This is a genomic window from Sphingomonas trueperi (assembly GCF_011927635.1).
Taxonomy (GTDB): Bacteria; Pseudomonadota; Alphaproteobacteria; order Sphingomonadales; family Sphingomonadaceae; genus Sphingomonas; species Sphingomonas trueperi.
Genome location: NZ_JAATJB010000014.1, coordinates 20,499 through 44,269 on the forward strand (window position 1 = coordinate 20,499; position 23,771 = coordinate 44,269).

General features: G+C 67.9%; 20 protein-coding genes. 6 read left to right on the forward strand and 14 right to left on the reverse strand.

Features of this window, described 5'->3' with window-relative positions:
- Nucleotides 1-12: 12 nt before the first annotated feature.
- The 5 genes from GGR89_RS17955 to GGR89_RS17980 all read right to left on the reverse strand — a co-directional run bounded on the left by GGR89_RS17955 (nt 13) and on the right by GGR89_RS17980 (nt 6,370).
- Nucleotides 13-939, reverse strand: a complete 927-nt coding sequence (locus GGR89_RS17955) for a FecR family protein (protein WP_125974869.1) — start codon at nt 937-939, stop codon at nt 13-15.
- Between the two features lies 1 nt (nt 940).
- Complete coding sequence (locus tag GGR89_RS17960; RefSeq protein WP_125974867.1) at nt 941-1,444, reverse strand: RNA polymerase sigma factor; 504 nt, start codon at nt 1,442-1,444, stop codon at nt 941-943.
- 446 nt (nt 1,445-1,890) lie between these two features.
- Nucleotides 1,891-4,302, reverse strand: coding sequence for an ABC transporter permease (locus GGR89_RS17970; RefSeq protein WP_125974865.1), 2,412 nt, complete (start codon nt 4,300-4,302; stop codon nt 1,891-1,893).
- Nucleotides 4,303-4,396: 94 nt separating this feature from the next.
- Nucleotides 4,397-5,077: an ABC transporter ATP-binding protein gene (locus GGR89_RS17975; protein WP_125974863.1), complete on the reverse strand. Its 681-nt coding sequence runs from the start codon at nt 5,075-5,077 to the stop codon at nt 4,397-4,399.
- Nucleotides 5,078-5,086: 9 nt separating this feature from the next.
- On the reverse strand, nt 5,087-6,370 hold the full coding sequence (locus GGR89_RS17980) for an efflux RND transporter periplasmic adaptor subunit (RefSeq protein ID WP_241217895.1): 1,284 nt from the start codon (nt 6,368-6,370) through the stop codon (nt 5,087-5,089).
- A 139-nt stretch (nt 6,371-6,509) separates the two neighbouring features.
- On the opposite strand from GGR89_RS17980, the gene GGR89_RS17985 reads away from it, so the two are divergent.
- Together GGR89_RS17985 and GGR89_RS17990 are read left to right on the forward strand one after the other, a co-directional pair.
- The gene (locus GGR89_RS17985) at nt 6,510-7,754 is read left to right on the forward strand and encodes a sigma-54-dependent transcriptional regulator (protein WP_125974861.1); all 1,245 of its coding nucleotides are present in this window, start codon (nt 6,510-6,512) and stop codon (nt 7,752-7,754) included.
- Nucleotides 7,744-8,922, forward strand: a complete 1,179-nt coding sequence (locus GGR89_RS17990; protein WP_125974859.1) for a sensor histidine kinase — start codon at nt 7,744-7,746, stop codon at nt 8,920-8,922. The genes GGR89_RS17985 and GGR89_RS17990 overlap by 11 nt, the downstream gene beginning before the upstream one ends.
- Nucleotides 8,923-8,978: 56 nt before the next feature.
- Here GGR89_RS17990 and GGR89_RS17995 read toward each other — a convergent pair whose 3' ends face one another.
- The 6 genes from GGR89_RS17995 to GGR89_RS18020 all read right to left on the reverse strand — a co-directional run bounded on the left by GGR89_RS17995 (nt 8,979) and on the right by GGR89_RS18020 (nt 18,566).
- Complete coding sequence (locus GGR89_RS17995) at nt 8,979-10,148, reverse strand: pyridoxal phosphate-dependent aminotransferase (protein WP_125974857.1); 1,170 nt, start codon at nt 10,146-10,148, stop codon at nt 8,979-8,981.
- A gap of 35 nt (nt 10,149-10,183) precedes the next feature.
- A complete protein-coding gene (locus GGR89_RS18000; RefSeq protein ID WP_125974855.1) occupies nt 10,184-10,999 on the reverse strand; it encodes a sulfite exporter TauE/SafE family protein in 816 nt (271 codons plus the stop codon).
- 89 nt (nt 11,000-11,088) lie between these two features.
- On the reverse strand, nt 11,089-13,665 hold the full coding sequence (locus tag GGR89_RS18005; RefSeq protein ID WP_241213462.1) for a TonB-dependent receptor plug domain-containing protein: 2,577 nt from the start codon (nt 13,663-13,665) through the stop codon (nt 11,089-11,091).
- Between the two features lie 727 nt (nt 13,666-14,392).
- Nucleotides 14,393-15,922: a DHA2 family efflux MFS transporter permease subunit gene (locus GGR89_RS18010; protein ID WP_125974851.1), complete on the reverse strand. Its 1,530-nt coding sequence runs from the start codon at nt 15,920-15,922 to the stop codon at nt 14,393-14,395.
- Between the two features lie 12 nt (nt 15,923-15,934).
- On the reverse strand, nt 15,935-17,128 hold the full coding sequence (locus GGR89_RS18015; RefSeq protein ID WP_125974849.1) for an HlyD family secretion protein: 1,194 nt from the start codon (nt 17,126-17,128) through the stop codon (nt 15,935-15,937).
- On the reverse strand, nt 17,121-18,566 hold the full coding sequence (locus GGR89_RS18020) for an efflux transporter outer membrane subunit (protein WP_241213461.1): 1,446 nt from the start codon (nt 18,564-18,566) through the stop codon (nt 17,121-17,123). The genes GGR89_RS18015 and GGR89_RS18020 overlap by 8 nt, the downstream gene beginning before the upstream one ends.
- A 118-nt stretch (nt 18,567-18,684) precedes the next feature.
- On the opposite strand from GGR89_RS18020, the gene GGR89_RS18025 reads away from it, so the two are divergent.
- The 4 genes from GGR89_RS18025 to GGR89_RS18040 all read left to right on the forward strand — a co-directional run bounded on the left by GGR89_RS18025 (nt 18,685) and on the right by GGR89_RS18040 (nt 20,878).
- Nucleotides 18,685-19,326: a TetR/AcrR family transcriptional regulator gene (locus GGR89_RS18025; RefSeq protein WP_125974848.1), complete on the forward strand. Its 642-nt coding sequence runs from the start codon at nt 18,685-18,687 to the stop codon at nt 19,324-19,326.
- Nucleotides 19,327-19,349: 23 nt separating this feature from the next.
- Entirely contained in the window at nt 19,350-19,850 is a 501-nt protein-coding gene (locus GGR89_RS18030; RefSeq protein WP_125974845.1) for a hypothetical protein, read from the forward strand.
- Between the two features lie 72 nt (nt 19,851-19,922).
- Complete coding sequence (locus GGR89_RS18035) at nt 19,923-20,561, forward strand: hypothetical protein (RefSeq protein WP_125974843.1); 639 nt, start codon at nt 19,923-19,925, stop codon at nt 20,559-20,561.
- A complete protein-coding gene (locus tag GGR89_RS18040) occupies nt 20,558-20,878 on the forward strand; it encodes a hypothetical protein (protein ID WP_125974841.1) in 321 nt (106 codons plus the stop codon). The genes GGR89_RS18035 and GGR89_RS18040 overlap by 4 nt, the downstream gene beginning before the upstream one ends.
- Nucleotides 20,879-20,967: 89 nt before the next feature.
- Here the strand turns inward: GGR89_RS18040 and GGR89_RS18045 are convergent, their stop codons facing one another.
- The 3 genes from GGR89_RS18045 to GGR89_RS18055 form a co-directional block, all read right to left on the reverse strand.
- Nucleotides 20,968-21,357: a DoxX family protein gene (locus tag GGR89_RS18045; RefSeq protein ID WP_125974839.1), complete on the reverse strand. Its 390-nt coding sequence runs from the start codon at nt 21,355-21,357 to the stop codon at nt 20,968-20,970.
- Between the two features lie 4 nt (nt 21,358-21,361).
- Nucleotides 21,362-22,885 (reverse strand): fumarate hydratase, encoded by a 1,524-nt coding sequence (locus GGR89_RS18050; protein WP_125974837.1) that lies wholly within the window; start codon nt 22,883-22,885, stop codon nt 21,362-21,364.
- A 72-nt stretch (nt 22,886-22,957) separates the two neighbouring features.
- Nucleotides 22,958-23,707: an EAL domain-containing protein gene (locus GGR89_RS18055; RefSeq protein ID WP_206434279.1), complete on the reverse strand. Its 750-nt coding sequence runs from the start codon at nt 23,705-23,707 to the stop codon at nt 22,958-22,960.
- Between the last annotated feature and the right edge of the window lie 64 nt (nt 23,708-23,771).

Consider the following 23,771-nt stretch of genomic DNA (forward strand, 5'->3'; position numbering starts at 1 on the left):
GTCGCGAAAAAATCAGCGGTCGGTGGAGGAAATGCGGATCGTCTGCCCGTCGCTGGCGACGCGGACCGGCAGCAGCAGCGCCAGCGAGCGGGCAAAGGCTTCGGAATCGCCGACACGGTAGACGCCGCTCAGCCGCAGCGCGGCGGCACGCGGGTCGGCGACCACCAGCGCGTGGGTGGAATAGCGGTTCATCTCCGCCGCGGCATGCGCAAGGGTTTCGTCGCGAAAGGCGAGCCGGCCGCTCTGCCAGGCGATCAGGTCATCGAGTTCGGGCTGGTCGATCCTATCCGGCTGGCCGACCGCCATCGCGATGCGATTGCCCGGGGCAAGCGCCACCGACGCCCCCGCGGTCTCCACGCGCGCGCTGCCCTGGATCGCGGTTATCGCCACGGCGTCGCCTTCGCGGCGCAGATCGAGCCGACCGGCCCGCGCCGTCGCCCGCCGCGCGCCCATGTCGATCACGAACGGGCGCGGGTCGGCGGCGATGTCGAGGTCGATACGCCCCGCTCCAAGCGCGAGGGTACGCACCGCGTTCCGCACGAAGAAGCGGATGCGGGTGTCGGTATCGAGCATCACCCGGCTGCCGTCTTCCAGCACGAGCCGGCGCTGTTCGCCGACATCGGTGCGGTAGACGCCGGCATAAGCCTGCCGCCAACCGAGGGTCAGCCCGCCGGCGAGCATGACGGCGCCGCCGCCGGCCAGCATCGCCCGGCGCGAAACGCGGGCGGGCGGGGGAGGCGCGAAATCGGTTGCGGACAGGCCGGGTACCGCATCCCAGACCATCGCGGCGCGCTCGAACGCGTTCTGGTGCGACGGATCGGCATCGAGCCAGGCGCGGAACGCCGTCTCGTCCTCGCTTGCCCGGTCATCGGCGTGCAATCGTGCCAGCCACTCTCCCGCCTGCCGGTTGGCATGTTCCGGCTCGCTGCGGAAGATCACGTCACCAATGCTCCATCCAGTCGGTAAGATGCCCCATCGCCTTGGCGATGTGTTTCTCGACCGCGCTCTGGCTGATCCCGAGATCCTGCGCAATCTCCCGATATTTACGGCCGTCGAGCCGGTGCATCAAGAAAATCTCGCGGGTGCGCGGGCTGAGCTGGGCAACGCCCAGCCGCAGCCGTTCGAGGCGATGGCGCGCGATCAGCATCTCGTCCTGCAGGGGGTGAAGGTCCACGATCGTCTCAGCGACACGCATCGTGTCTGCACCCGTCGTCGCGGCGAAGCGACGCTCGCGCCGATAGGCGTCGATCCCGCGATTGGCGGCGCTGCGCGCGAGCAGTGCCGCGGAATTGGCGGCATCGACCTGCCGCTCGGCGATCCCTACCCAGGCTTCGTGGAGAAGGTCCTCGGCATCCTCGCGCCGCGTCATGCGGGCGACCTGGCCGCGCAGTCTGGCCCAGCCCGTCCCCAGCACAGTTTCGAACGCGCCCTTTTTCGCTCCCATGGGGCCTTCTGGTAGAAAGCCGTGGATACGGTTTGATGACAGCGCATGGTCGCCGCGATGACAGCACCGAGCGGCGTCGGTGCGCGTATCGAGCCGGCCCTTGCAGTTCCATTCGCCGTCATAGGCCCCAGCGTGGCATGGTCCCGCACGTCGCCGTTAGGTCGGTCATGCGACGATGCCCGCCCGAAATCCTGCCCAAGCAACGCCCGCCGCTCGCCCCTGTCAGAAGCCGAAATGGCCGGAGCCCGGAGGATCGTCCGGCCCACGGTCGCGCGGCGAGCAGGACCGGCGATCGGCCTCGGCGATCGGGTACTCGTGGCGCGACTGGACGCGGCACGACAGCTGTGAGGCGGCGCGCAGCGTCGTCGAGCATGGCGGCGGCTACGGCATCGGCCTCGATGATGCGCGGGCCAGGATCCCTCCCCGATCCGGCGCCGTGCGCCGCGCTATTCGTAGCGCAGCGCGCGAGCCGGCTCGGCACGCGCGACGCGCCACGACTGGCCGAGCACGGTCAGCACCGCGATCGCCACCGCCAGCGCTGAGGCAGCCAGGAAATACCAGGGCGTGAGCGCGATCCGGTCGTCGAAGGTCGAGAGCCAGCGCTGCATCGCTACCCAGGCCAGTGGCCAGGCGATCAGGTTAGCGAGCAGCACCGGCCGCAGGAACTTGGTGATCAGCAGCTGGAGCACGTCGCGGGTGGAGGCGCCGAGCGCCTTGCGGATGCCGATTTCCTTGATGCGCCGCGTCGTGTCGAAGGCGGCGAGGCCGTAGAGGCCGATGCAGCCGATCGCGATCGCCAGCACCGCCCCCATGGTGAACAGGCGACCGCGGCGCGTGTCCTGCTCGTAATAGGCCTTGTAGAGATTTTCCTCGATCGTGCGGCCCTCGAAGGGCTCGGTCGGGACGATGCGCTTCCACGCGGCTTCGACGGCGTCGGCCATCTTCTGCGGATCGCCGCTATAGCGCAGCGTGATGAAGGCGTCGTTCAATGGCCGGGTGTCGAGGCGATAGAAGGTCCCGCTGATCGCCTGGCGGGGACCGAGGAAGCGCAGATCGTCGACCACCCCGATGATCGTCATCGAGGCATCGCCTTCGATCGGCTTGCCGATCGCCGCTTGTGGACTGGCGAAACCAAGCAGGCCGACCGCCATGCGATTGATCACCACGTTGAAGGGCGTGGTGCTGCCCTTGGCGCGGAGCGCGCGATCATCGGCCGGGCGCGAGCGATTGAACAGACGCCCGGCGACCAGCCGCGCGCCGAACGTATCGAAGTAATGATCGCCGACGCGCACATCCATCAGCGAAGGCGCGCGGATGCCCTGCATGCCCGGCTGGTACATCGTCGAGAAATTGGTGAGGCTCTGGTCGCCCGGTGCGTTCTGCGCCATGGTGACGTCGCTGACGCCCGGCAGTGCCGCAAAGGCGCGCATCAGCGCGGTCTTCTGCTCGGGCAGCACCGATCCGCTGTTGAGCGAGCGCACGACGTAGAGACCCTCGCGGCGGAAGCCGAGATCGGCGTCGCGGACATGCGACGCCTGCGCGAGCATCACGGTGGTGCCGATCGCGAAGGCGATCGCGATCGAGAACTGGACGACGACCAGGCCGGCGCGGACCCGGGCGCCGACACGGCCCCCGCCAGGCGCACGCGCGGCGGCGAGCACCGCGGCCGGGCGGAAGCCGGCCAGCACCGCCGCCGGGTACAGGCCCGCGACGGCCCCGACGGCCAACACCAGCGGCACGAGCAGCAGCAACACGCTGTTCGCGCCCCAATAATCGATCCGCAGCGCCATGCCGCCCAGCGTGTTGATCAGCGGCAGTGCGATCTCGGCCAGGGCGAGCCCGATCACCGCGGAGAGGATGACGGTCAGCATCGCTTCGGTCAGGAACTGGCGGGTCAAGGCCCGGCGGGTGCCGCCGAGCACCTTGCGCACCGCCACCTCGCGCGCACGGAGGCCGGCGCGCGCGGTGGCGAGGTTGATGTAGTTCACGATCGCGATCAGCAGCGTCAGCACGCCCACCGCGCCCAGCGTGGTGACGACGGCGCGATCGGACGCCGCATAGAGGTGGTTGTCGACCAGCGGGCGCAGGCTCTGCTCCCATTGGCCCTTTTTGAGGTTGTCGCCGAACACGCGGCGCTCCGCGAAGCGCGCCAATTCGCCCTCGAACCGGTGGGCCGCCGCGCGGTCGGGGAAGCGCAGCAAGGTAACCAGCGAGGTGCTGCCCCAATGATCGAACCATTCGGTGGCGAAGCGGGATGCGACCAGCGGCACGAATAGTTCCGACGTGTAGCTCATGTCCTTGCGCATGTCGGCGATCACCGCGCCCACCCGGTAGGTGTAGGGCGTGCCATTGGCGACGACGGTGAGCGTCCGGCCGATCGGCGACAGCTGGCCGAAATAGCTGGTCGCGGCGCGCTGGGTGACCACGATGCCGTCGGGATCGGCCAGGGTACGGGTCGGGTCGCCCGCGACGACCGGCAGGCGCAGCATTTGGAAGAAGTTCGGGTCGACCGCGGCCAGCGCCTCGCGGGTGTTCACCGTTCCCTGCCGCACTGTCGCATCCATCGCGGCGATCCGCGTGCCTTGCAGCTGCGGATAGTCCGCGCGCAGCTGGAGCAGCTCGTTGCCCATGGTGTTGGGGTTCGGCGTCTCCGGGTAGCCCGGCATGTGATAATGTTCCTGGATGATGTAGAGCTGGTCCGCCCCCGGGATCCACCGGTCGAACCCGGTCTCGAACCGCACGAACAGGCTCAGCACCAGGAACACCGCGATGCCGAGCGCCAGACCGCCGATGTTGAGCGCGGCAAACAATTTGTGGCGGGTGAGCGATCGGTAGAAGCTGGTCAGCGCAGAGGTCATGGCGTCACTCCCGGTTCTCGGGTGGCGGAGAGATGGCGGAGCAGGGCGACGGCGAGGAGCAGCAGCACCAGCACCGTCAGCGCACGATCCAGCTTCACGCCGCCCGCCGCACGGCGGACAGGATCCGCCCGTCGAGCATGTGCACGGTGCGCTTGGCGATATCGGCATGGGCGGGCGAGTGGGTGACCATCACGATCGTCGCGCCGTCCGCGTTCAGCCGGGTGAGGATGTCCATCACCTGTGCGCCATTCTCGGTATCGAGGTTGCCGGTCGGCTCGTCCGCCAGGATCAGCTTCGGTTCGCCGACGATCGCGCGGGCGATCGCGGCACGCTGCTGCTGGCCGCCCGAGAGCTGGTGCGGATGGTGGTTGCGGCGGTGCGCGATGCCGACCCGGTCCATCGCGGCATCCACCCGCTCGCGCTTCTGCCGCGCGGGCATCGCGCGATAGGCCAGCGCCAGCGCGACATTCTCGGCGATGGTCAGCTCGTCGATCAGGTTGAAGCTCTGGAACACGAAGCCCAGCCGGTCGCGGCGGAGCTTGGCCAGCTGCGCCTCGGGTACATGCGCGATGTCCTCGCCCTCGAACAGATAGGCGCCGCTGGTCGGGCGGTCGATCGTGCCGAGGATGTTGAGCAGCGTCGACTTGCCGCAGCCCGAAGGGCCCATGATCGCGAGGAACTCGCCGGCCGCTACGGTCAGGTCGATCTCGGCGAGCGCGGTCGTCTCGACTTCGTCGGAGCGATAGGCGCGGTGGATGGCGTTGAGCTGGATCATGGCGGGCTCCTAGTGGATGAGCAGGGTCTGGTAGGGGACGTAGGTGCCGAGCGGCGTGGTGACGATGCGGTCGCCGGGGGCGAGGCCGCTGGTCACTTCGACCTGATCGGGGTTGCGGCGGCCGGTGGTGATCGCCCGGCGCACGGCATGGCTGTCGCTGGTCAGCACGAAGGCGGTGGTGCCGCCCGCGTCGAGCCAGCCGCCCGACGGGGCGACCACGGCGGGGCGATCGGCGCCGAGGACGAGCCGCACGTCGAGCGTCTGGCCGCGGTTCAGCCCGGCGGGCGCGGCGCCCTTGAAGCCGAGCTCGACCCGAAATCGCCCTTCGGTGACTTGGGGAAGGACCTTGATCACGGTGAGCGGCAGGCTGCGCCCGTCCAGATCGGCGACGGCGCTGAGACCTGTACGGACGCGGCCAAGATAGAATTGATCGACGTCCGCCGTCAGTTTCCAGGCGCGTTCGGAATCGACCTGGCCGACGGCATCGCCGGGTTTGATCATCTGGCCCGGCTGGAGCGTGAAAGCGGTCAGCCGCCCGGCGACCGGCGCGCGCACGACGAGCGCGGCGAGGCCGGCGCGGGTCATGGCGAGGCTCTCGCGCAGTTCGTCGGCGGTGGCGTCGACCCCGCTGGACTGGTCGGCGAGCATCTTGTCCGCCTCGGCGGCGCTGCGGGTGAGGGCGGTCAGACGCGAACGCTGATACGCCACCTCGTCCCGCAAGGGGGTGACGGCGGCGGCGGTGACGATCTGCTTGTCGAACAGGATCTGCTTCTGGCGGAGCAGCGCCTCGGCCTTGGCGAGTTCGTTGCGCGCCGAGGTGATGTCGCGCTCGGTCTGCTCGCGGCTCTGCTGGATCGACAGGCGCTGGCCGCTGATCGAACTAAGCTGCCCGGCGATGTTGGCCGAGCGGCTGGCGACGTCGAGCGCCAGCGTCGGGTTGGCGAGGCGGGCGAGCGGGGCGCCGGCGGCCACCGACTGGCCGTCGCTGGCGATCAGCGCCTCGACCTGTCCGCCGCTGATCGCGGTGACGTAGACGGTCTGGAGCGGGGCGACTTGCGCGCGCAGCGGGACATAGTCGGCAAAGGCGGCGCGGGTGACCGGGGCGATGCGGATCGTCGCGGCGTCGACCGCGAGGCTGCCCGAGCTCGGCAGGAACCACCAGAGCGCGGCCGCCGCCGCAAGGACCGCCAAGCCGAGGCTGATGCGTACCGCCAGCTTGCGGCGGCGCGCGTGCGGGCGCTCGATCCGCCGGTCCATCGCGGCGCCATTGGTGTGAAGAGGCGTAACGTCCATGGCGGACAATGTACGGTACGCCAGCCTGATGACCTAAAGCACTGACATAAATTGATAATGTAGAATGGACTGGCGCTTGGAGCGAACAGTGTTCAAGCTAGTGTCCGATTCCGAACACTGAACCGGAGCGGTCAAGCCTGTGCCATCCGAATCGCCGGCCATCCTGGTGATCGACGACGATCCCGATATCGTCCGCGCGGCGACGTTGCTGCTCGAACGGAACGGCATGCGGGTGCTCGGTGCGCTCGATCCCGATGCCGCCTGGGTGCGACTGGCCGAGGGCCCGGTCGACGCGATCCTGCTCGATCTCAACTTCGCGCGTGGACGCACCTCCGGGGAGGAGGGGTTCCGCATGCTCGACCGGCTGATCGCGGCCGATCGCAATGCGGTGGTGGTCGTAGTCACCGGTCATAGCGGCATCGCGGTGGCGGTGCAGGCGATGCGTGGCGGGGCAAGCGACTTCGTGATCAAGCCATGGAGCAACGAGCGGCTGCTCGCCACCGTCGAACGCGCGGTGGCGCTGCGCCGGGCGAAGCTGGCGGCCGCCCCGGCGCCGAGCGGCGAGGAGGCGCTGCTGCTGCTCGGCGAAGCGCCTGCGATCGAGGCGGCCCGCCGGCTGATCGCGCGGGTGGGGCCGACCGATGCGGCGGTGCTGCTCACCGGCCCGGCGGGGAGCGGCAAGACGCTGGCAGCGCAACTGCTCCACCGCACTTCGCCGCGCGCCGAGCGGCCGCTGGTCACGCTGGGCGCGGCGGTGGCGGATCTGGCGATGATCGAGGCGCGCGTTGCGGCGGCCGAGGGCGGGACGCTGCTGATCGAGGCGGTGGACCAACTGGCGTCAACGCTGCAGCCCGAGCTGGCGCGACGGCTGGGCGGGCTGCGGGTGCTGTCGACCAGCCGGCGCGATCGGGCGGGCACCCGCGCGGCGCTGAGCGACGACCTTCGCTTCCGGCTCAACACGGTGGAAATCGATTTGCCGGCGCTCTCGGATCGCGGGGAGGATGCGCTGCTGCTCGCGCGGCATTTCTGCGCGTTGTACGCCGGGCGCTATGCCCAGCCGCTGCGCCCGCTGACCGAGGAGGCGGCACGGGCGATCGCGGCCGATGCCTGGCCCGACGGCGTGCACGGACTCCGCCAGGCGATCGAGCGCGCAGTGCTGCTCGGCGGCGGCGAGGCGATCGATGTCCCCACACTGGGACTTAGCCTGCCCGAGGACACGCTGGAGCCGCGCGCGATTAAGGCGGACCTCAATCTGGGGCGGAGCGAGGCGGCGCTAATATCGGCGGCGCTCAAGCGGCACGCGTTCAATGTCAGCCGCGCGGCGGCGGAACTGGGGCTGACGCGCGCGGCGCTCTATCGGCGGATGGCGAAATATGGGCTCTAGAGGCTGGTCCGCGCTGCTCCGCGGCATGCTGCTGCTGCTGGCGGGCGGGGCGTTCGCCGTGGCGTGGAGCGCGGGGCTCTATGCCAGCGCGCTGGTGTCGGCGCTGGCGGCGCTGTGGGGCGTGGTGACCGGGATCGTCGAGGCACAGCGGCCCAAGCTCGTACCGGTGGCAGCGCCGATGCCTGCGCCAGACCCCTCGCATCGCGAGCGCCGGCTGACCGCACTACTCGATCTCTCCCCGGCCCCGATCGTCACGCTCGACGGCGAAGGGCGGCTGCATGCGATCAACCGGGCGGCCCGGCGGCTGTTCGGCGCGGCGGACCTCGTCGCCGAACCCCCGGCGCTGCTGGTCGAGGCGATCGGCGATGCCTCGGGCCGGGCGGCGACGGTGGCGATCGGCGGGCGCAGCTATGCGCTCACCACCAGCGACTTCGCGCTTGGCGGGGCGCGGAGCCGGCTTGCCGCGCTGGTCGACATCGATGCCGAGCTGAAGGCCGCCGAGGCGGCGATGCTGCGCGACCTCGTGCAGGTGCTGAGTCACGAGATCGTCAACGCGCTCACCCCGATCGCCTCGCTCAGCCGCACCGCGGCGGACATGCTGGACGAGCCCGCCCCGTCGATTTCCGCGCTCCGCGATGCCGTCGGCACCGTCGCGCGCCGGGCCGAGGGGCTGCAGCGGTTCGGCGAGGCCTATCGCTCGCTGGCGCGGCTGCCGGCGCCGCGCTTCGCGCCGCTCGACCTGCGCGAGGGGGCGGAGGATCTGGCGCGGCTGTTCCACACGCGTTGGCCGGCCCTGCCGCTGGCGTTCGAGGCAGCCGCACCGGTGCGCCTGCACGGCGATGCCGACCAGCTGACCGCGGCGCTCTGGGCGCTGCTCCAGAACGCAGCCGAGGCTGTGGGCGACGACGCTGGCGGGAAGGTGGGTCTGTTGCTGTGGCGCGACGAGCGCGCCGCCTATTGGCAGGTCCGGGACAATGGCCCCGGCGTCGCCGAGGCGGACCGCGGGGCGATCTTCCGCCCGTTCTTCACCACCAAGCCGCAGGGCAGCGGGGTGGGGCTGGCGCTCGCCCGGCAGATCCTGCTCGCGCATGGCGGCGACCTGACGCTGCTGGCAGGCGAGGGCGGTGCCCGGTTCGAGGCGATGCTGCCGATCGCCCCGCAGGGCTGAGCAAAACAGACCCGCGCCGCCCCGGAAGGGGCGACGCGGGCCAGGCACCGCAAACCTCAGGCCATCAGCACCTTGTCGACGGCGATCCGGAACTTCTCCATGTCCGCCGCCGAGCCAACGGTGACCCGCGACATCGTCGGATAGGCGGTCCAGGAGCGGCCGATCTGGACGTTCTGGGCAAGCAGCGCCGCCATCACCTCCTTCGGCGCCTTGCCCTTCCACTCGACCATGAACATGTTGGCATGGCTGCCCGGCAGCACCTTGAGCCCGCGGCTCTGGAGATGGGCGATGGTCTTTTCGCGCACCGCGATCATCTCGTCGCGTCGCGCCTTGATCTCGGCGGCGAGCGGGATCGATGCGGTGCCGCACGCCACCGCCGTCATCGGCAGCATGTTGGTCACCTGCATGCCGTCATAGCGCATCATCTTCTCGTGCAGCGACGGCGCCGCGAAGGTGAGGCCCAGCCGCATGCCGGCCATGCCGAACAGCTTGGAGAAGGTGCGCATCACCAGCACGTCGTCGCGGGCAGCGACCAGCTTGGCGGCATTGGGGGCGTCGGCGAAGTGGATATAGGCCTCGTCGACGATCAGCACCGCGTCCTTGGGCTTGTTCTCCGCCAGCCAAACGATGTCGGCGATCGGCGTCAGCGTGCCGGTGGGGTTGTTGGGCGAGCAGACATAATAGAGCCCGGCGTTCGGATCGGCCGCGAGCATCGCCTTGACGTCGTGCTGGTACTGGGGGCCGAGCGGGGCCTTGGTCACCTTGGCGCCGATCCAGGCGCCGGTGCGCCAGATCTGTTCATAGGTGGGATCGGCGGTGACGATGCCGCGCGTCGGCGAGGCGAAGGTGACGGCGGCGCGGTTGAGCGGGTCGCTGGAGCCGGGCCAGGCCTTGATATGGGTGGCGGGCAGGCCTTCCACCGCCGAGACCGCGGCGAAGAGCTGGTCGTGCTCGCCATTGGGCTCGTAGCGATTGCCTTCGGTGACGATCTTCATCGCCGCCGCGGCGCCGGCGGGCAGCGGGCCGGTCCAGCATTCGTTGGAGCCGATGCGCACCGCACCGATCACCGCCCTGGCCGATTGCTGGGCCAGGGCAGGCGCGGCGCGGCCGAGCGCGACGGTGCCGCCGAGCAGCGCGGCGATCCGCCCCATGTCGCGGCGCGAATAGCCGCGCCCCCGCAGGTCCTCGGTGATTTCGGGCTTCTTGAGCGTTTCGAGGATGGTCATGTCGTGGGTCTCCCTGTTTTCGATCGAGACGCGCGTCAGAACTTCAGCGCATTGTGGAACATCACCAGCGCGATGACGATGAGGTAAATGCCGAATACCCGTTTCAGCATGGCCGGTTGTAAGGCATGGGCAGCTGCGACCCCGAGCGGGGCAGTGAGCATCGACATCGAGGCGATGGCGACCGTCGCGGGCAGGTTGACGAAGCCGAGCGAGCCCCAGGGCAGCCCCGGCTCGCGCAGTCCGATGATCGCGAAGCCGATCGCGCTGGGGATCGCAATCAGCGTGCCGATGCCGCTCGCGGTGGCGACCGCGCGGTGGATCGATCGGCCGCACAGCGTCATCACCATGATCGCGATGGTGCCGCCGCCGATGCCGAGCAGCGAGGAGAAGGTCCCCAGCCCCCCGGCAATGGCGACGCGGGTGACGCCGCCCGGCATCTGATCGCTGATCACCCGGTTGCCGAGCCTAGGCACCAGGAAGTTGACCGACATCAGCAGCACGCCGGTGGCGAAGACCATGGTGAGCACCCGGCCGTCGACATGGCTGGCGAGCAGCACGCCGATGCCGTCGCCCAGCACCACCCAGGGTGCCCAGGTCTTGAGGATCTCGAAATCGACCGCGCCGCGCTTGTGGTGGCTCAGCACCGATCGGATCGAGGTGATGATGATCGTGGCGGCAGAGGTGCCGATGGCGACATGGGCGTATTGGCTATGCTCGCCACCGAGCAGGGGCAGCATCAGCAGCAGGGCGGGGACGACGACGAAGCCGCCGCCAATGCCGAACACGCCGCCGGCGAAACCGGCAGCGAGCCCGGCGACCAGCAGGCCTGCCAAAGGGATCAGCCAGTCCATGGATGAGGTAAGCAAAGGACATCACTCCCGGTTTATGTTCTTGCACGCGACACGACCGGCCGAGGGCGATGCCCCCGGCCGGCAAAACGTCAGAATTTCAGGCTGATCCGGCCATAATAATAGCCGCCGTTGATCCCGTAGGGCGAAATGGTGGGGTAGAGGTTGCTCGAATAGGTGCGCGAGCCGGCGAGCAGTTGCGGATTGCGGATGTGCTCGAAGGAGCGCTCGGTCGGATAGTGGTTGAACAGGTTGTTGGCGCCGATCGCGAGCGTCACCGGCGGCAGCACGCGGACGCTCAGTTCGGCATCGGTGATGAAAGCGGCGTTGACTGGAACGATGGTGTCGGCCCCGCGCAACGGGCCGTTGCCGGGCGTCGATTCGAGTGCGTAGACCTTGGAATAATAGCTTTCGCGCAGGTTCAGGCTCACGATCCCGCGCGACCAGAAGGCGCCGAGCGTGGCGCGGAACTTGGGCGTGCTGTTTTCCAGCTGGACGATGCTGTAGCGGTCGATCAGTGCGGAACGGCTGGGATCGGCACGGTTGACGTAGAGCGGGGCGGGCAGGCCCGCGATGCTGCGCACCTGGTTCTCGTTGTAGTTGGCGGTCAGCGACCAGTCGACGGTCCCCAAGGAACCGAAGTCCGACGCGTAATTGGCGGTGAAGTCGATACCGCGCGTGCGCACCTTGGCACCGTTGACGAAGGTCTGCACCGAGACCGAACCGTCGATATTCCGCTCGCCGTTGACGTCGAGCAGGACATAGCTGGGGATCTCGCCGCCCAGCGCCGTGGCGACGGCGTTGTACACCGATTGCTGGTTATAGGTCAGATAGTTGTCGGCATTATAGGCGACGCAGCGGCTGGCATTGGAGCCGGCATAGCCTTGCGGACAGAACTGGCCGCGGAACCCGTAGAACGAGCTGGAGATCAGGATGCGATCGCGAATGTCGATCCAATAGCCGTCGATCGTCACGCTGAGCCGCGGGGCGGGGTGGAAGACGAAACCGGCGCTGAAGTTGGTCGACTTTTCCGGTTTCAGGCCGCCGAAGCCGAGCGCTGCGCCGGCGGCCGAGTTGGCGGGCAGCACGCCGGAAATGCCGCTGGGCGCGACGTTGATACCCGAATAGAAGCCCTCGGCCAGCGTCGGTGCGCGGAAGCCGGTGGAGACGGTGCCGCGGATCGCGATGGCGCTGGAAATGTCGTAGCGGCTGGTCAGCTTGAAGACGGTGGTGTCGCCAAAGTCGCTGTAATGTTCGTGGCGCACCGCGCCGTCGACCAGCCAGGCGCTGACCGGACGGACGCTGAAATCGAGATATTGCGAGAAATTGGTGCGGTTGTGATTGCCGGCATCGTTCGGGCTGTAGCCGAAGAAGGACTGGGCGCCGCCGCCATAATAGGACGCCGGATCACCCGAGACGATGGCATAGGTATCGCGTCGCCACTCCAGTCCGCCGGCGAGCGTGGCAGGCTGGGCCAGGCCGAGTTCGATCGGATAGGTGATGTCCAGCGTGTTGGTCCACTGGCTCGCCTTGAAGTCGCCATTGTGAAACTCGGTCGGCGTGAAGCCGGTCGCACGGTAGAGCTGGGCATTGCCCGAATCCTGGACATGGACCGCGACGAAATCGTCGCCATAGGTGGAGGCGATGTCGAAGGTGCCGGCACCCAGCGCGCCGCGGACGCCGCCGGTGACGGCATAGTCGGTTTCGCGGATGGCCTCGAGCGGCTGGAACCCTGCGGGATAGAAGGGAACGCCCGCGGCGCTGACGATCACGTCGGGCGTGCGGACATTCTCGTAGGCCCGGGCATATTTGTGGCCGTAGCTGCCAAAGGCATAGAGCTCTATGCCGCCGAAATCATAGCCGGCATTGGCCATCACCGAGGTCTGGTTGACCTCCGGATCCCCCAGGATGCGGTTGGTATAGGGATAATGGGGCAGCGTCCGGATCGCCGGGTAGAGCGAGAGGTAGCGCTGGGCGACGGAATTGTCACCAAACACCTGCGGGTTGATGTCGCCGCGGAAGCTGAAACCCTTTTTCTTCTTCTCAACGGTGAGGTTGACGAACGCATTTTCGATCGGCGCGAAGCCGATGTTGCCGGCGATCGCATAGGTCTTGCCGCCCTCGTCATAATAGCGGCCGCCGGTAGCGGTGATCATGCCGCCATGATCGGCCTTCTTCTGGATGATGTTGATCACGCCGGCGATCGCATCGGTGCCATATTGCGCGGCGGCACCGTCCTGCAGCACTTCGATATGGTCGATCGACAGCGGCACGATGAAGCTCACGTCCGGCGCGGCGCTGCCGCCATAAGGGCCGCCGGCGACCGAGACGTTGGCGGTGCCGTGGCGCCGCTTGCCGTTGAGCAGGATCAGCGTGTGGTTGGGGCTGAGCCCGCGCAGCTTCATCTGCAGGTTGTGCGCCTGGAGATCGCTGCCGAACGCCTGGGCCTGCACGCTCGGCAGATTCTGGGCGAGCGCCTGGATCAGGTCCGGCTGGCCGGTGCGGGAGAGATCGGCGGCGGAGAGAAGCTGGATCGGCGCGGGGCTGTCGGCGGCGCGCAGGCCGGTGACGCGGGTGCCGGTGACGATAATGTCGTCGCCCTGTGCGGCCGGTGCCGCGCTGTCTTGCGCAAAGGCGGGCGTGGCGGCGAGCGCCAAGGTGATGGCCATAACCGTGAACGATGCCGTTTCGCGAAATTGCATTCGATCGTGCCCCCCGAAAGCTGATGGTTGTCGTTCGTTCCTCAGATTGCGGTCTGTTCTTCTTTCTCGTCCGTTGGTGCGGCTCCGCCCGGGACATGACCGCCCCTTCCCGAGAGCGCGGCTTCGCGAACGGGGTGGTCGTGCCGACACTGGATACGCAGGTGCCACCGCGCCCTGGGGCGCAGCCGCACGGTCTCGTGCCATGCTCCCGAACGGGAGCGCGGCGACATCACATCGAAACAGGCTCGAACCGGGTCCGTGCAAACAGCCGGACCGGATAATGGGTAGACAGGGAAGCCTCCGCCTCTGTCGACCCAAACAAGTGACTCGGGCACACCACCGATATACCCGGATCGCCTAGGGTCCTGGTGGAGTGCAGCGCTAATTATTCGATAGGAGAAAAGCTATTGGGGCCGCCAAGCCATGACCCGCTCCGCGATGTCTTCTGCACGGGCAGCGCCAAAGTGCCGCCTGAAAATCGATAGTCGGTCATTTGATCGCCCTGTTCTTGATCAAAGCACCGATTCGGACATCCGACCCCTGAGATTTTTCTTTCTTGCTATCAGGATGCTATCCCCGGGATGCACGGTGTCAATGCGCGAATGACGTATGTCGCAACGTTTCTGTCGCATATACGACACATAGCCCGCTCCATCGCTGGAACGGGCTATCTGCTTTTACGAATTCGGGAAAATCAGTGCGCGGCGCTGGTATCCACCTTGCCGCGCGGGCGCGGGGTCAGCCAGATAATCCCGGCGGCGAACACGAAGATGATCGCCGAGAGCAGGAACACATGGGTGGTCGCCAGCGTCAGGCTCTCCTGATTGACGATCCGCTCCACCGCGGCGCGGACCTGGCCGATCGAGAATCCCTGCGCCATCAGCGCGTTCATCGTCGGATCTGTGTTGAGCCGCGAGACGATCTCGCTGCGCGCGATGCGCGAACTGTCGTCCCAGATGCTGGTCGAGATCGAGGTACCGATCGCGCCCGCCATGGTCCGCAGGAAGCTCATCACGCCTGCCGCCGATGCGGTCTCCTCCGGCAGCACCGATCCCAGCGCGAGCGTGGTCAGCGGGATGAAGAAGAAGGGCATGCCGAAGCCCTGGAGGAATTGCGGGAAGGCGAAGGTCCAGAACCCCGCCTGGCTGTTCCAGTAGACGCGGAGCAGCGCCGAAACGCCCAGCCAGAGGATGCCGAACGACACCAGCAGCCGCGGATCGACCTTGTTCGACAGCTTGGCGACCACCGGTGACATGAACACCGCCGCCACGCCGGAGAAGGCGGTGGCATAGCCCGCATAGGTGGCGGTGTAGCCCTGGCTCGACTGGAGCCATTGCGGGATGATCACCGCCGAGGCGAAGAAGGTCGCAAAGGCGAAGCTCAGCGATAGCACCGATACGGTGAAGCCCCGGTGGCGGAACACGCGCAGATCGACGATCGGGTCCTTCGCGGTGATCTCCCAGGCGAGGAAGACGAGGAAGCCGATCGCGGCGATCACGCCCAGCCACACGATCGTCGCATCGTTGAACCAGTCATGCTCGCGGCCGAGGTCGAGCATGATCTGCAGCGCCGCGATCCACAGTACCAGCAGTGCAAGGCCGCCCTTGTCCACCGACAGCTTCTGCGTCGGCGTCTCGGCCTTGGTGAGCAGCCGCATCGCCCCGAACGCGCACAGCGCGGCGACGGGGATGTTGATGAAGAAGATCCAGTGCCAGGACCAGTTGTCGCTGATCGTGCCGCCGGCGATCGGCCCGAGAATCGGCGCGACGACGGTGGTCATCGCCCAGAGCCCCATCGCCTGGGCGTGCTGTTCGGGCTTGAAGATGCGCAGCAGCAGCGTCTGGGTCAGCGGCATCAGCGGGCCGCCGCATAGCCCCTGGCCGATCCGGCAGGCGACGAGCATGCCGAGCGTGGTCGACATGCCGCACAGCACCGAGAAGATGCCGAAGCCGATCACGCCGAGGATGAACACCCGCACCACCCCGAACCGGCCCGCGAGCCAGCCGGTGAGCGGCACGCAGATCGCCTCGGCGACGGCGTAGGAGGTGATGATCCAAGTACCCTGGCTCGCCGAGATGCCCAGGCTGCCGGCGATGTGCGGCACCGAGACATTGGCGATGGTGGTGTCGAGCACCACCATGAAGTTGGTCAACGCCAGCACCACGCCGGCGAGGATCAGCGAGGGCCCCTCCAGGAAGCCCCCGCGCTGCGTCTGGCCGTTCATGGCAGGCGTTCCTTACTTGGCCGAGGTATCGATCTCGGCATCCATCGACAGGCCGACGCGCAGCGGGTGCGCCTGCAGTTCCTTCGGATCGAGCGCGACGCGCACCGGCAGGCGCTGGACCACCTTGATCCAGTTGCCGGTCGCATTCTGCGCCGGGATCAGCGCGAAGGACGAGCCGGTGCCGCCCGAGAAGCCGACCACGCGGCCATGATACTTCACGTCGCCGCCATAGAGGTCGGAGGTCAGCTCGACCGGCTGGCCGACCTTCACGCGGGTCAGCTGGCCTTCCTTGAAGTTGGCGTCGACATAGAGCTGGTTGAGCGGGACGATCAGCATCAGCTGGGCGCCCGGTGCCACGCGCTGGCCGACCTGGACGTTGCGGCGGGTGACCACGCCGTCGAACGGCGCGCGGATGACGGTGCGGGCGAGGTCGAGCTTGGCCTGATCCACCTTGGCGCGCGCGGCCAGCACTTCCGGTGCCGTGGTCGCGGTGGCGCCGTTGACCAGCGCCTGATTCGCCGCCAGCTGTCCGCTGGCCGCGACGCGGGTCGAGTTTGCCTGGGCCAGTCCGGCCTTAGCGAGTTCGAGGTTCGCGCGTGCCGCCTGGAAGGCGTTGGTAGCCGAGGTCAGCTCCTCGCCCGAGACCGCGCCGTTGGGGGCGAGCTTCTGGCGACGGGAAAGGTCGATGCGGGCCTTCTCGAAATCGGCCTGGGCCGCGGTCACCTGCGCCCGCGCGCGGGCGATGTCGGCTTCGCGGGCCTGGACCTGCGCGGCCAGCGCTTCGCTGGTGGCCGAGGTCTGGCCGAACTGGCGGGTGGCGCGGGCGAGATCCGCCTCGGCCTGGGCCAGCGCGATCCTGGCGTCGCTGTCGTCGATCTGGACGAGCACGTCGCCCTTCTTCACCGCCTGGGTGTCCGACACCGCCACGCGCAGTACCTGGCCGCCGGTCATCGGCGTGATGCTGGCGCTGTCGGCGCCGACATAGGCGTTGTCGGTGCTCACATAATGGCTGCCGACGGCCATGTAATAGCCGCCATAGCCGAGGCCGGCGACCAGCACGAGGCCGCCGACGCCGAGCATCAGCCGCTTGCGCAGGTTCTTGCGCTCGCTGTCGTCCATGTCTGTATGGGCGGGGGCCTGCGACGGCTCGTTGCGATCGGCGGCATCGCCGCGGGCGGAATGGATGGCGGGTTCTGCATCAGCCATGGGTCTTGACCTCGGAAGCGGCAGCGGCCGCGTTGTTGGTGGAAAAGCCTCCGCCGAGTGCGCGGACGAGCTGGACGTCGAGCGTGAATGCGCGCGCTTCCAGGTCGGCGACGATCTGGCGGTTCTGCAACACCCTCTCCTCGGCGGTCAGAACATCGAGAAATCGCGACAGCCCGCCTTGATAGCGTTGCTGGGCGATCGAATAGGCCTGTTCGGAATCGTCCAGCGCCTGGCGGCTCTGGGCCAGGCGTGTGGCCAGCGCCTTCTGGCTGGTCACCGCGTCCGCCACGTCATGATAAGCGGTGGTGACGCTGTTGTCGTAGTTCGCGACCGCCTCGTCATAGGTCGCGCGCGCGCGGGCATATTGACCGCGCAGTTCGCCGCCATGGAAGATCGGCAGGCTGATCGCCGGGCCCGCCTGGAACACCGATGCGCCATTGCCTTTGACAAGGTTGTCAAGGCCGAGCGCGCCATAGCCGGCGAGAGCGCTCAGGCGGATCGACGGGTAGAAATCGGCCCGCGCGGCCTTGATCCGGCTCGCGGCGGCTTCGACCCGCGCACGAGCGGCGGCGACGTCCGGGCGGCGGCCGATCAGGTCGGTCGTCACGTCGGCCGGGATGCCGCGCGCCTCGGTCGGCGCGGCGGGCAGGGCGATGCTCAGGCCGCGATCGGGGCCCTGGCCGAGCAGCGCGGCGATGCGGTTGCGGGTAAGGCCGATATCCTCGTCGATCGCGGCGAGCTGCGCGCGGGCGGCGGGGACGGCGGCGGCCGCCTGCTTCTCTTCGGCGCGGGTTTCGAGGCCGTTGGTCACGCGATCGGTGACCAGCTTTTGCGTGGCGAGGCGAACCTCCAGCGCGCGCTCCTGCACCCGGCGATCGGCCGCGAGGCGGGCGAGATCGGCATAGGCGGCGGCGATGTTGGTCGAGAGCGCGAGCCGCGCCTGTTCCAGCTCCAACCGCGCGGCTTCCGCTTCCGACGTGGCGGCGGCGAGCTGGGCGCGGTTCTTGCCCCAGAGATCCAGGTCGAAGGCCAGGTTGAGCGTGCCATAGCCGAGGGTCTGCACGTTCGATCCGATCTCGATCGGCAGCCCGTCGCCGGTGTTGATCTGGTTGGCCGCGGCCGAACCGCTGGCATCCACGCGCGGCAGCCGGGCGGCGCCGACCTGGACGGCATAGGCCTGGGCCGAGCGCAACCGCGCGGCGGCCGCCGCCAGGTTGGGCGCGCCGCGGAAGGCCTCGTCCATCAATGCGTTGAGCTGCGGATCGTTATAGGCGGTCCACCAGTTGGTGACGGGCCACTGCGCCTGGGTCTGGGCGGTACCGGCGAGCGACTGGCTGGCGGCGTAGCTGTCCGCCGCGCGCACTTCCGGCCGGGCGCCGAGGTTCGGCACCGGCGCGCACGCGGCCAGCGCGGAGGCGGCAGCCGCAGACAGCAACAAGGGCCTTGTTGGGAAACGACTCATCATGGTCTGGAAAAAACCGTACTATTGGGTACGAGTTCCAGATGGAGAGGGCTTCCGGCCTTGTCAATAGAAAATCGTACCCTATAGTACGGTTATGGAAATCGTAACCCCTAAATGTCTCGGCAAACGCGAAGCGCGGAAACAGGATCGGCGTGCCGCCATCCTTGCCATCGCCAAGCGCCACTTCATGGAGCAGGGCTATGTCGGCGTCTCCATGTCGGCGATCGCGGCCGAGCTGGGTGGCTCCAAGGGCACGCTGTGGAGCTATTTCGCGTCGAAGGAAGAATTGTTCGACGCCTGCGTGGACGAAGTGACGCGCGAGTATCGCGAGCAGGTGATGCAGCTGCTGGTGCCGTCGGACAATCTCCAGGCGACGCTCTGTGCGTTCATCCGCAGCCTGTTGCGGAAAGTGACCTCGCGCGAGGCGATCCAGCTGCACCGGGTGATCCACGCCGAGGTCGAGCGTTCGCCGGAAATGGGGGAGATCTTCTTCCGCCGTGGCCCGCAGCGCACGCGCGAGCTGCTGGCGGCGCATCTGCAGGACGCGATGCACAAGGGGCAGCTGCGCGCCGCCGATCCGCTCAAGGCGGCGTTTGCGCTGACCAGCCTGTGCATGGGCTCGCAGCAGCGGGCGATGCTGGGCCACCAGTTCAGCGATGCCGAGATCGAGGACGAGACCGATTATATCGTCGATCTCTTCCTTCGGGCATTTGCACCCGAGCCGGGCGCCGCCTAGGCTTCCCACGAGGGGGTAAGGACATGCGGCGGCCAGAGCACCATCATCGCAGCGCCGTGCGCGCGGCAGTCGCCGTTGCGGCGCTGCTGGTGGCCGGATGCAGCAGCGAGCCCCCCGCACCGCCGCCGCCCTCGCTTGCCTATGCCGGCCTGCCGGTCAGCGGCAGCCTCGCCGATGCCAAGCGTGCCGGGTTCGACCAGTGCCTCCAGATGGATGGCGGCCATCTGCGCTGCCGTCGCTCCGGGGTGATGCTGCTGGGCGAGGGCCCGTATGAGGCGGCGCTCGACCTGACGGGCGGCGACGGCGCGAGCGGCTTCCGCCAGATTACCTTGTGGCACGATCGCGACCAGTCGGCGGTGCTCAAGGTCGGCGAGGCGCTGAAGAAGCAGGGTTGGGCATTCAGCTATACCGGCGAAGGCGGGCGCGGGGACCAGATGATCCTGACCCGAAAGGGCGCCCCCGTGCATTTCTCGATCGACCTCAGCTATTGGGGCAAGCGCCGGGTGCGGATTCTGCCCGAATAGGACGACCCCGCCGGCGCATCGCTTCGGCGCGAACCGATTGTTGCCTCGTCGGCAGCGTAATAACCGGCCGCCATGAAGATCCCATCCTTCCGCATCGCCTTGCTCGCCGCGCTGCTGCCGGCATCCGCGTTCGCCGCCGCGGTGCAGGACGACGACGTCGATCCCGCCAAGATCGACGTGCGCGACGCGATCGCCTGCCGCCTCGATGCGCCGACCTATGCCGGCTTCGCCAATGCCGTGGCGGGCGATGACGCGATGGCCGCCAAGCTCGGCTGGAAGCCGGTGAAGTCCACCAATTTCCTGCTCAAGGAATATGATCTGCCCGCCCCGATCACCGTGGCCGGGGCGTACAGCACGCGGCGCATCGCGTTCACCTCCAGCGGCATCCTGGCGATCCTCGACGAGCCCGATCCCGAGGTCGTCGCGGGCAAGGAGAAGATCGAGAACGCGATGGGGTCGGACGGGCTGGTCGACGCGCTGGTCGCCTCGGGCAAGGTGACGCGGGCGCAGGCCGAAGCAGAGATCAAGTTTCGCAAGTTCCTCGGCGAGCGCGTGATCAGCGACGTCACCGATCCTGCCGATGGCGATCATTTCCGCGCCCACACCCGCATTGCGCTGAACGTGTCCAACGCCACGACGCACCCGGGCAAGACCCTGTACGGCTGCTCGTACAAGATCGACCTGCTCGACAAGGAGGGCAACCCGCTATGATCGGCATGCTGATCGCACTTGCCGGGGCGGCAATGCCGGTGCAGGACGGCACGGACGTCTTCATCGGTACGGTGGAGCTGGACGGCACTGCCCTCATCCTGCGGCGCTGCGACCTGGCCGAGAACCGCTATGCGCTGGCCGAGGCGCCAGGCGGGCATGTGCTGGACACGCTCCGCAAGGCCGGGCTGCCCGCCTATGGCGAGGTGATCGGGCGCTATGTCGAGGGGAAGGATGGCGGCTCGATCCTGCAGGTCGAGCACGTCGAGGCGCTGACGCCGGGCAAGACCTGCCACCTGTCGGACGCGCTCGGCGGCTAGAGCATTTTCAAGTTGACCGTGTACGGTCAACGACTCGGAAAATGCGGCAAACAAACATCTAGAGCGTCTTCACCCATGGTGAAAACGCTCTAGCGCCGCACTCCGCCTGCCCACAGCGCCCACGAGCAGAGCAAAGGCTGCACGAACAGCCGCGGCGCGTGATAGGCCCAGCCAAGCCCGGTGCCGGTCGAGAGGTCCTGCACCGCGTGCTGGAGGTTCGCCGGGAACACGCAGAGCGCGTAGAGCGCCAGCATCACGCCAGCGAGCTTGCGCAGCCGCACCGTCAGCAGCGCGAGCGCACCCCCGATCTCGCAGAGCCCGGTGCCCGCGATGACCAGGGCGGGGTAGGGCACCCAGCCCGGCGTGATGTGCAGGAACGGGCGCGGCACCATCAGGTGCAGCACGCCCGCCAGCAGATAGAGGCACGCCAGCGTGATGCGCGCGCGGCGGCGCGATCGCGTCTCGTCTGGCGTGCCCATGGCCTCAGGCCTGCTGGAGCAGTCGCTCCTTGGCGATCTTCTCGCGCCATACCAGCGGGCCGGTATGGTGGACGCTCTCCCCGGTCGCGTCCACCGCGACGGTGACCGGCATGTCCTTCACGTCGAACTCGTAGATCGCTTCCATGCCGAGATCCTCGAAGCCGACGACCCGCGCACCCTTGATCGCGCGGGCCACGAGATAGGCCGCACCGCCCACCGCCATCAGATAGGCGGCCTTGTGCTGGCGGATCGCCTCGATCGCCACCGGACCGCGCTCGGCCTTGCCGACCATCGCGATCAGCCCGGTCTGGGCGAGCATCATCTCGGTGAACTTGTCCATGCGGGTCGCGGTGGTGGGGCCGGCAGGGCCGACCACCTCGTCCCGCACCGGATCGACCGGGCCGACATAATAGATCACCCGGCCCTTGAAATCGACGGGCAGTTCCTCGCCCTTGGCCAGCATGTCCTGGATGCGCTTGTGCGCGGCGTCGCGACCGGTGAGCATCTTGCCGTTGAGCAGCAGGCGATCGCCCGGCTTCCAGCTTGCCACCACTTCCGGGGTCAGCGTGTCGAGATCGACGCGGATCGATTCCTTCGATGGCGTCCACTCCACCTTCGGCCACTCGTCGAGGCTCGGCGGGTCGAGATAGACCGGGCCGCTGCCGTCGAGGCTGAAATGCGCGTGGCGGGTCGCAGCGCAGTTGGGGATCATCGCGATCGGCTTGGACGCGGCGTGGGTCGGATAGTCGAGGATCTTCACGTCGAGGATCGTCGCCAGGCCGCCCAGGCCCTGCGCGCCGATGCCGAGCGCGTTGACCTTGTCGAAGATCTCGATGCGGAGGCGCTCGATGTCGTTCTGCGGGCCCCGCTGCTTGAGCTGGGCCATGTCGATGTCGCCCATCAGCGACTTCTTGGCGAGCGTCACCGCCTTCTCGGCCGTGCCGCCGATGCCGATGCCGAGCATGCCCGGCGGGCACCAGCCGGCACCCATCTTCGGGGCCATCTCGAGCACCCAGTCGACGATCGAGTCGCTCGGGTTGAGCATGGCGAACTTCGACTTGTTCTCCGAGCCGCCGCCCTTCGCCGCCAGCTCGACATGGACATGGTCGCCGGGGACCATCTCGACGTTGAGCACGCAAGGGGTATTGTCCTTGGTGTTGACGCGGCTGAACGCCGGATCGCGCAGGATCGAGGCGCGCAGGCGGTTCTCGGGATGCAGGTACGCGCGGCGCACGCCTTCATCGACCACGTCCTGCAGCGAGCGCTCGCTGTCCAGCACGCACTTCTGGCCCCACTGGATGAACACGGTGACGATGCCGGTGTCCTGGCAGATCGGGCGATGGCCTTCGGCGCACATCCGGCTGTTGGTGAGGATCTGCGCGATGGCGTCCTTGGCAGCGGGGCCTTGCTCGGCCTCGTAAGCGTCGCCCAGCGCGCGGATATAATCCATCGGGTGGTAATAGGAGATGTACTGGAGCGCGTCGGCGACGCTCTCGATCAGATCGGCTTCCTTGATGAGGACGGTCATGGATACTGCCTGCAGAAAATGGGGCCCGGTGCGGGCGTCACCCGTGTCTCTATAGGCCAAGTCGCGGCAGGACTAGGCCCCCGGGGTGATTGCCGGCAGCGCGCCGAGTTCAGGCCGCGCGTACCAATAGCCCTGGTGGTAGCGCACGCCGAGGTCGCGCAGCACCGCGGCTTCCTCCGCCGTCTCGATCCCCTCGGCGATGAGCAGCGTGTCGAGTTCCCTGCACATGCCCACCATCGCGCGGACGATCGCCTGGCGGCGCGGTTCGCGATCGATGCCGCGGACCAGCGCCATGTCGAGCTTCACTTCATCGGGCGCGAAGCGCGCAAACAGGTCGAGCCCCGAATGGCCCGCGCCGAAATCGTCGACCGCGACCTTGAAGCCGATCTGCTTGTACGAATCGATGATCGTCGCGACGTGCTCGGGGTCGGCGATCAACTGGTTCTCGGTGAATTCGAAGATCAACCGGTCGAGCGGCATCGCCACGGCGCGGGCGGTCTGCAGCGTCAGCTGGATGCAGGCGACGGGGGAATAGACCGCGTTGGGGAGGAAGTTGATCGACAGGCGCGCGGCCGTTGCCATCAGCCCGGCGGCCATCGCGGTCTCGATCGCCTTGACCCGGCAGGCCTGGTCGAAGGCGTAGCGGTTGGCGTCGGTCACCTGCGACAGCACATCGCAGGCGCCGGACCCGTCCAGACCGCGCACGAGCGCCTCATAGGCGAAGGGCAGGCCGGTGTCGGTGTCGACGATCGGCTGAAAGGCCATGGCGAAGGGGATGTCGAAATCGACCCCGTCGCGGCACCCCGTGCAGATTCTCCGCATTTCCATTCTCTTCTATAGAATGCCGGTGCGATCCTGACACGACAATGGTTGCGGCAACAGCGTG

Excerpts from the sequence above, each read along its gene's own strand:
- GGR89_RS17980 (WP_241217895.1), bottom strand. The coding sequence starts at position 6,370 with ATGGACGTTACGCCTCTTCACACCAATGGCGCCGCGATGGACCGGCGG.
- GGR89_RS18030 (WP_125974845.1), top strand. The coding sequence starts at position 19,350 with ATGCGGCGGCCAGAGCACCATCATCGCAGCGCCGTGCGCGCGGCAGTC.
- GGR89_RS18035 (WP_125974843.1), top strand. The coding sequence starts at position 19,923 with ATGAAGATCCCATCCTTCCGCATCGCCTTGCTCGCCGCGCTGCTGCCG.
- GGR89_RS17960 (WP_125974867.1), bottom strand. The coding sequence starts at position 1,444 with ATGGGAGCGAAAAAGGGCGCGTTCGAAACTGTGCTGGGGACGGGCTGG.
- GGR89_RS18045 (WP_125974839.1), bottom strand. The coding sequence starts at position 21,357 with ATGGGCACGCCAGACGAGACGCGATCGCGCCGCCGCGCGCGCATCACG.
- GGR89_RS17995 (WP_125974857.1), bottom strand. The coding sequence starts at position 10,148 with ATGACCATCCTCGAAACGCTCAAGAAGCCCGAAATCACCGAGGACCTG.
- GGR89_RS18050 (WP_125974837.1), bottom strand. The coding sequence starts at position 22,885 with ATGACCGTCCTCATCAAGGAAGCCGATCTGATCGAGAGCGTCGCCGAC.
- GGR89_RS17990 (WP_125974859.1), top strand. The coding sequence starts at position 7,744 with ATGGGCTCTAGAGGCTGGTCCGCGCTGCTCCGCGGCATGCTGCTGCTG.
- GGR89_RS18010 (WP_125974851.1), bottom strand. The coding sequence starts at position 15,922 with ATGAACGGCCAGACGCAGCGCGGGGGCTTCCTGGAGGGGCCCTCGCTG.
- GGR89_RS18040 (WP_125974841.1), top strand. The coding sequence starts at position 20,558 with ATGATCGGCATGCTGATCGCACTTGCCGGGGCGGCAATGCCGGTGCAG.
- GGR89_RS18000 (WP_125974855.1), bottom strand. The coding sequence starts at position 10,999 with ATGGACTGGCTGATCCCTTTGGCAGGCCTGCTGGTCGCCGGGCTCGCT.
- GGR89_RS18055 (WP_206434279.1), bottom strand. The coding sequence starts at position 23,707 with ATGCGGAGAATCTGCACGGGGTGCCGCGACGGGGTCGATTTCGACATC.
- GGR89_RS18025 (WP_125974848.1), top strand. The coding sequence starts at position 18,685 with ATGGAAATCGTAACCCCTAAATGTCTCGGCAAACGCGAAGCGCGGAAA.
- GGR89_RS18005 (WP_241213462.1), bottom strand. The coding sequence starts at position 13,665 with ATGGCCATCACCTTGGCGCTCGCCGCCACGCCCGCCTTTGCGCAAGAC.
- GGR89_RS17970 (WP_125974865.1), bottom strand. The coding sequence starts at position 4,302 with ATGACCTCTGCGCTGACCAGCTTCTACCGATCGCTCACCCGCCACAAA.
- GGR89_RS18015 (WP_125974849.1), bottom strand. The coding sequence starts at position 17,128 with ATGGCTGATGCAGAACCCGCCATCCATTCCGCCCGCGGCGATGCCGCC.
- GGR89_RS17975 (WP_125974863.1), bottom strand. The coding sequence starts at position 5,077 with ATGATCCAGCTCAACGCCATCCACCGCGCCTATCGCTCCGACGAAGTC.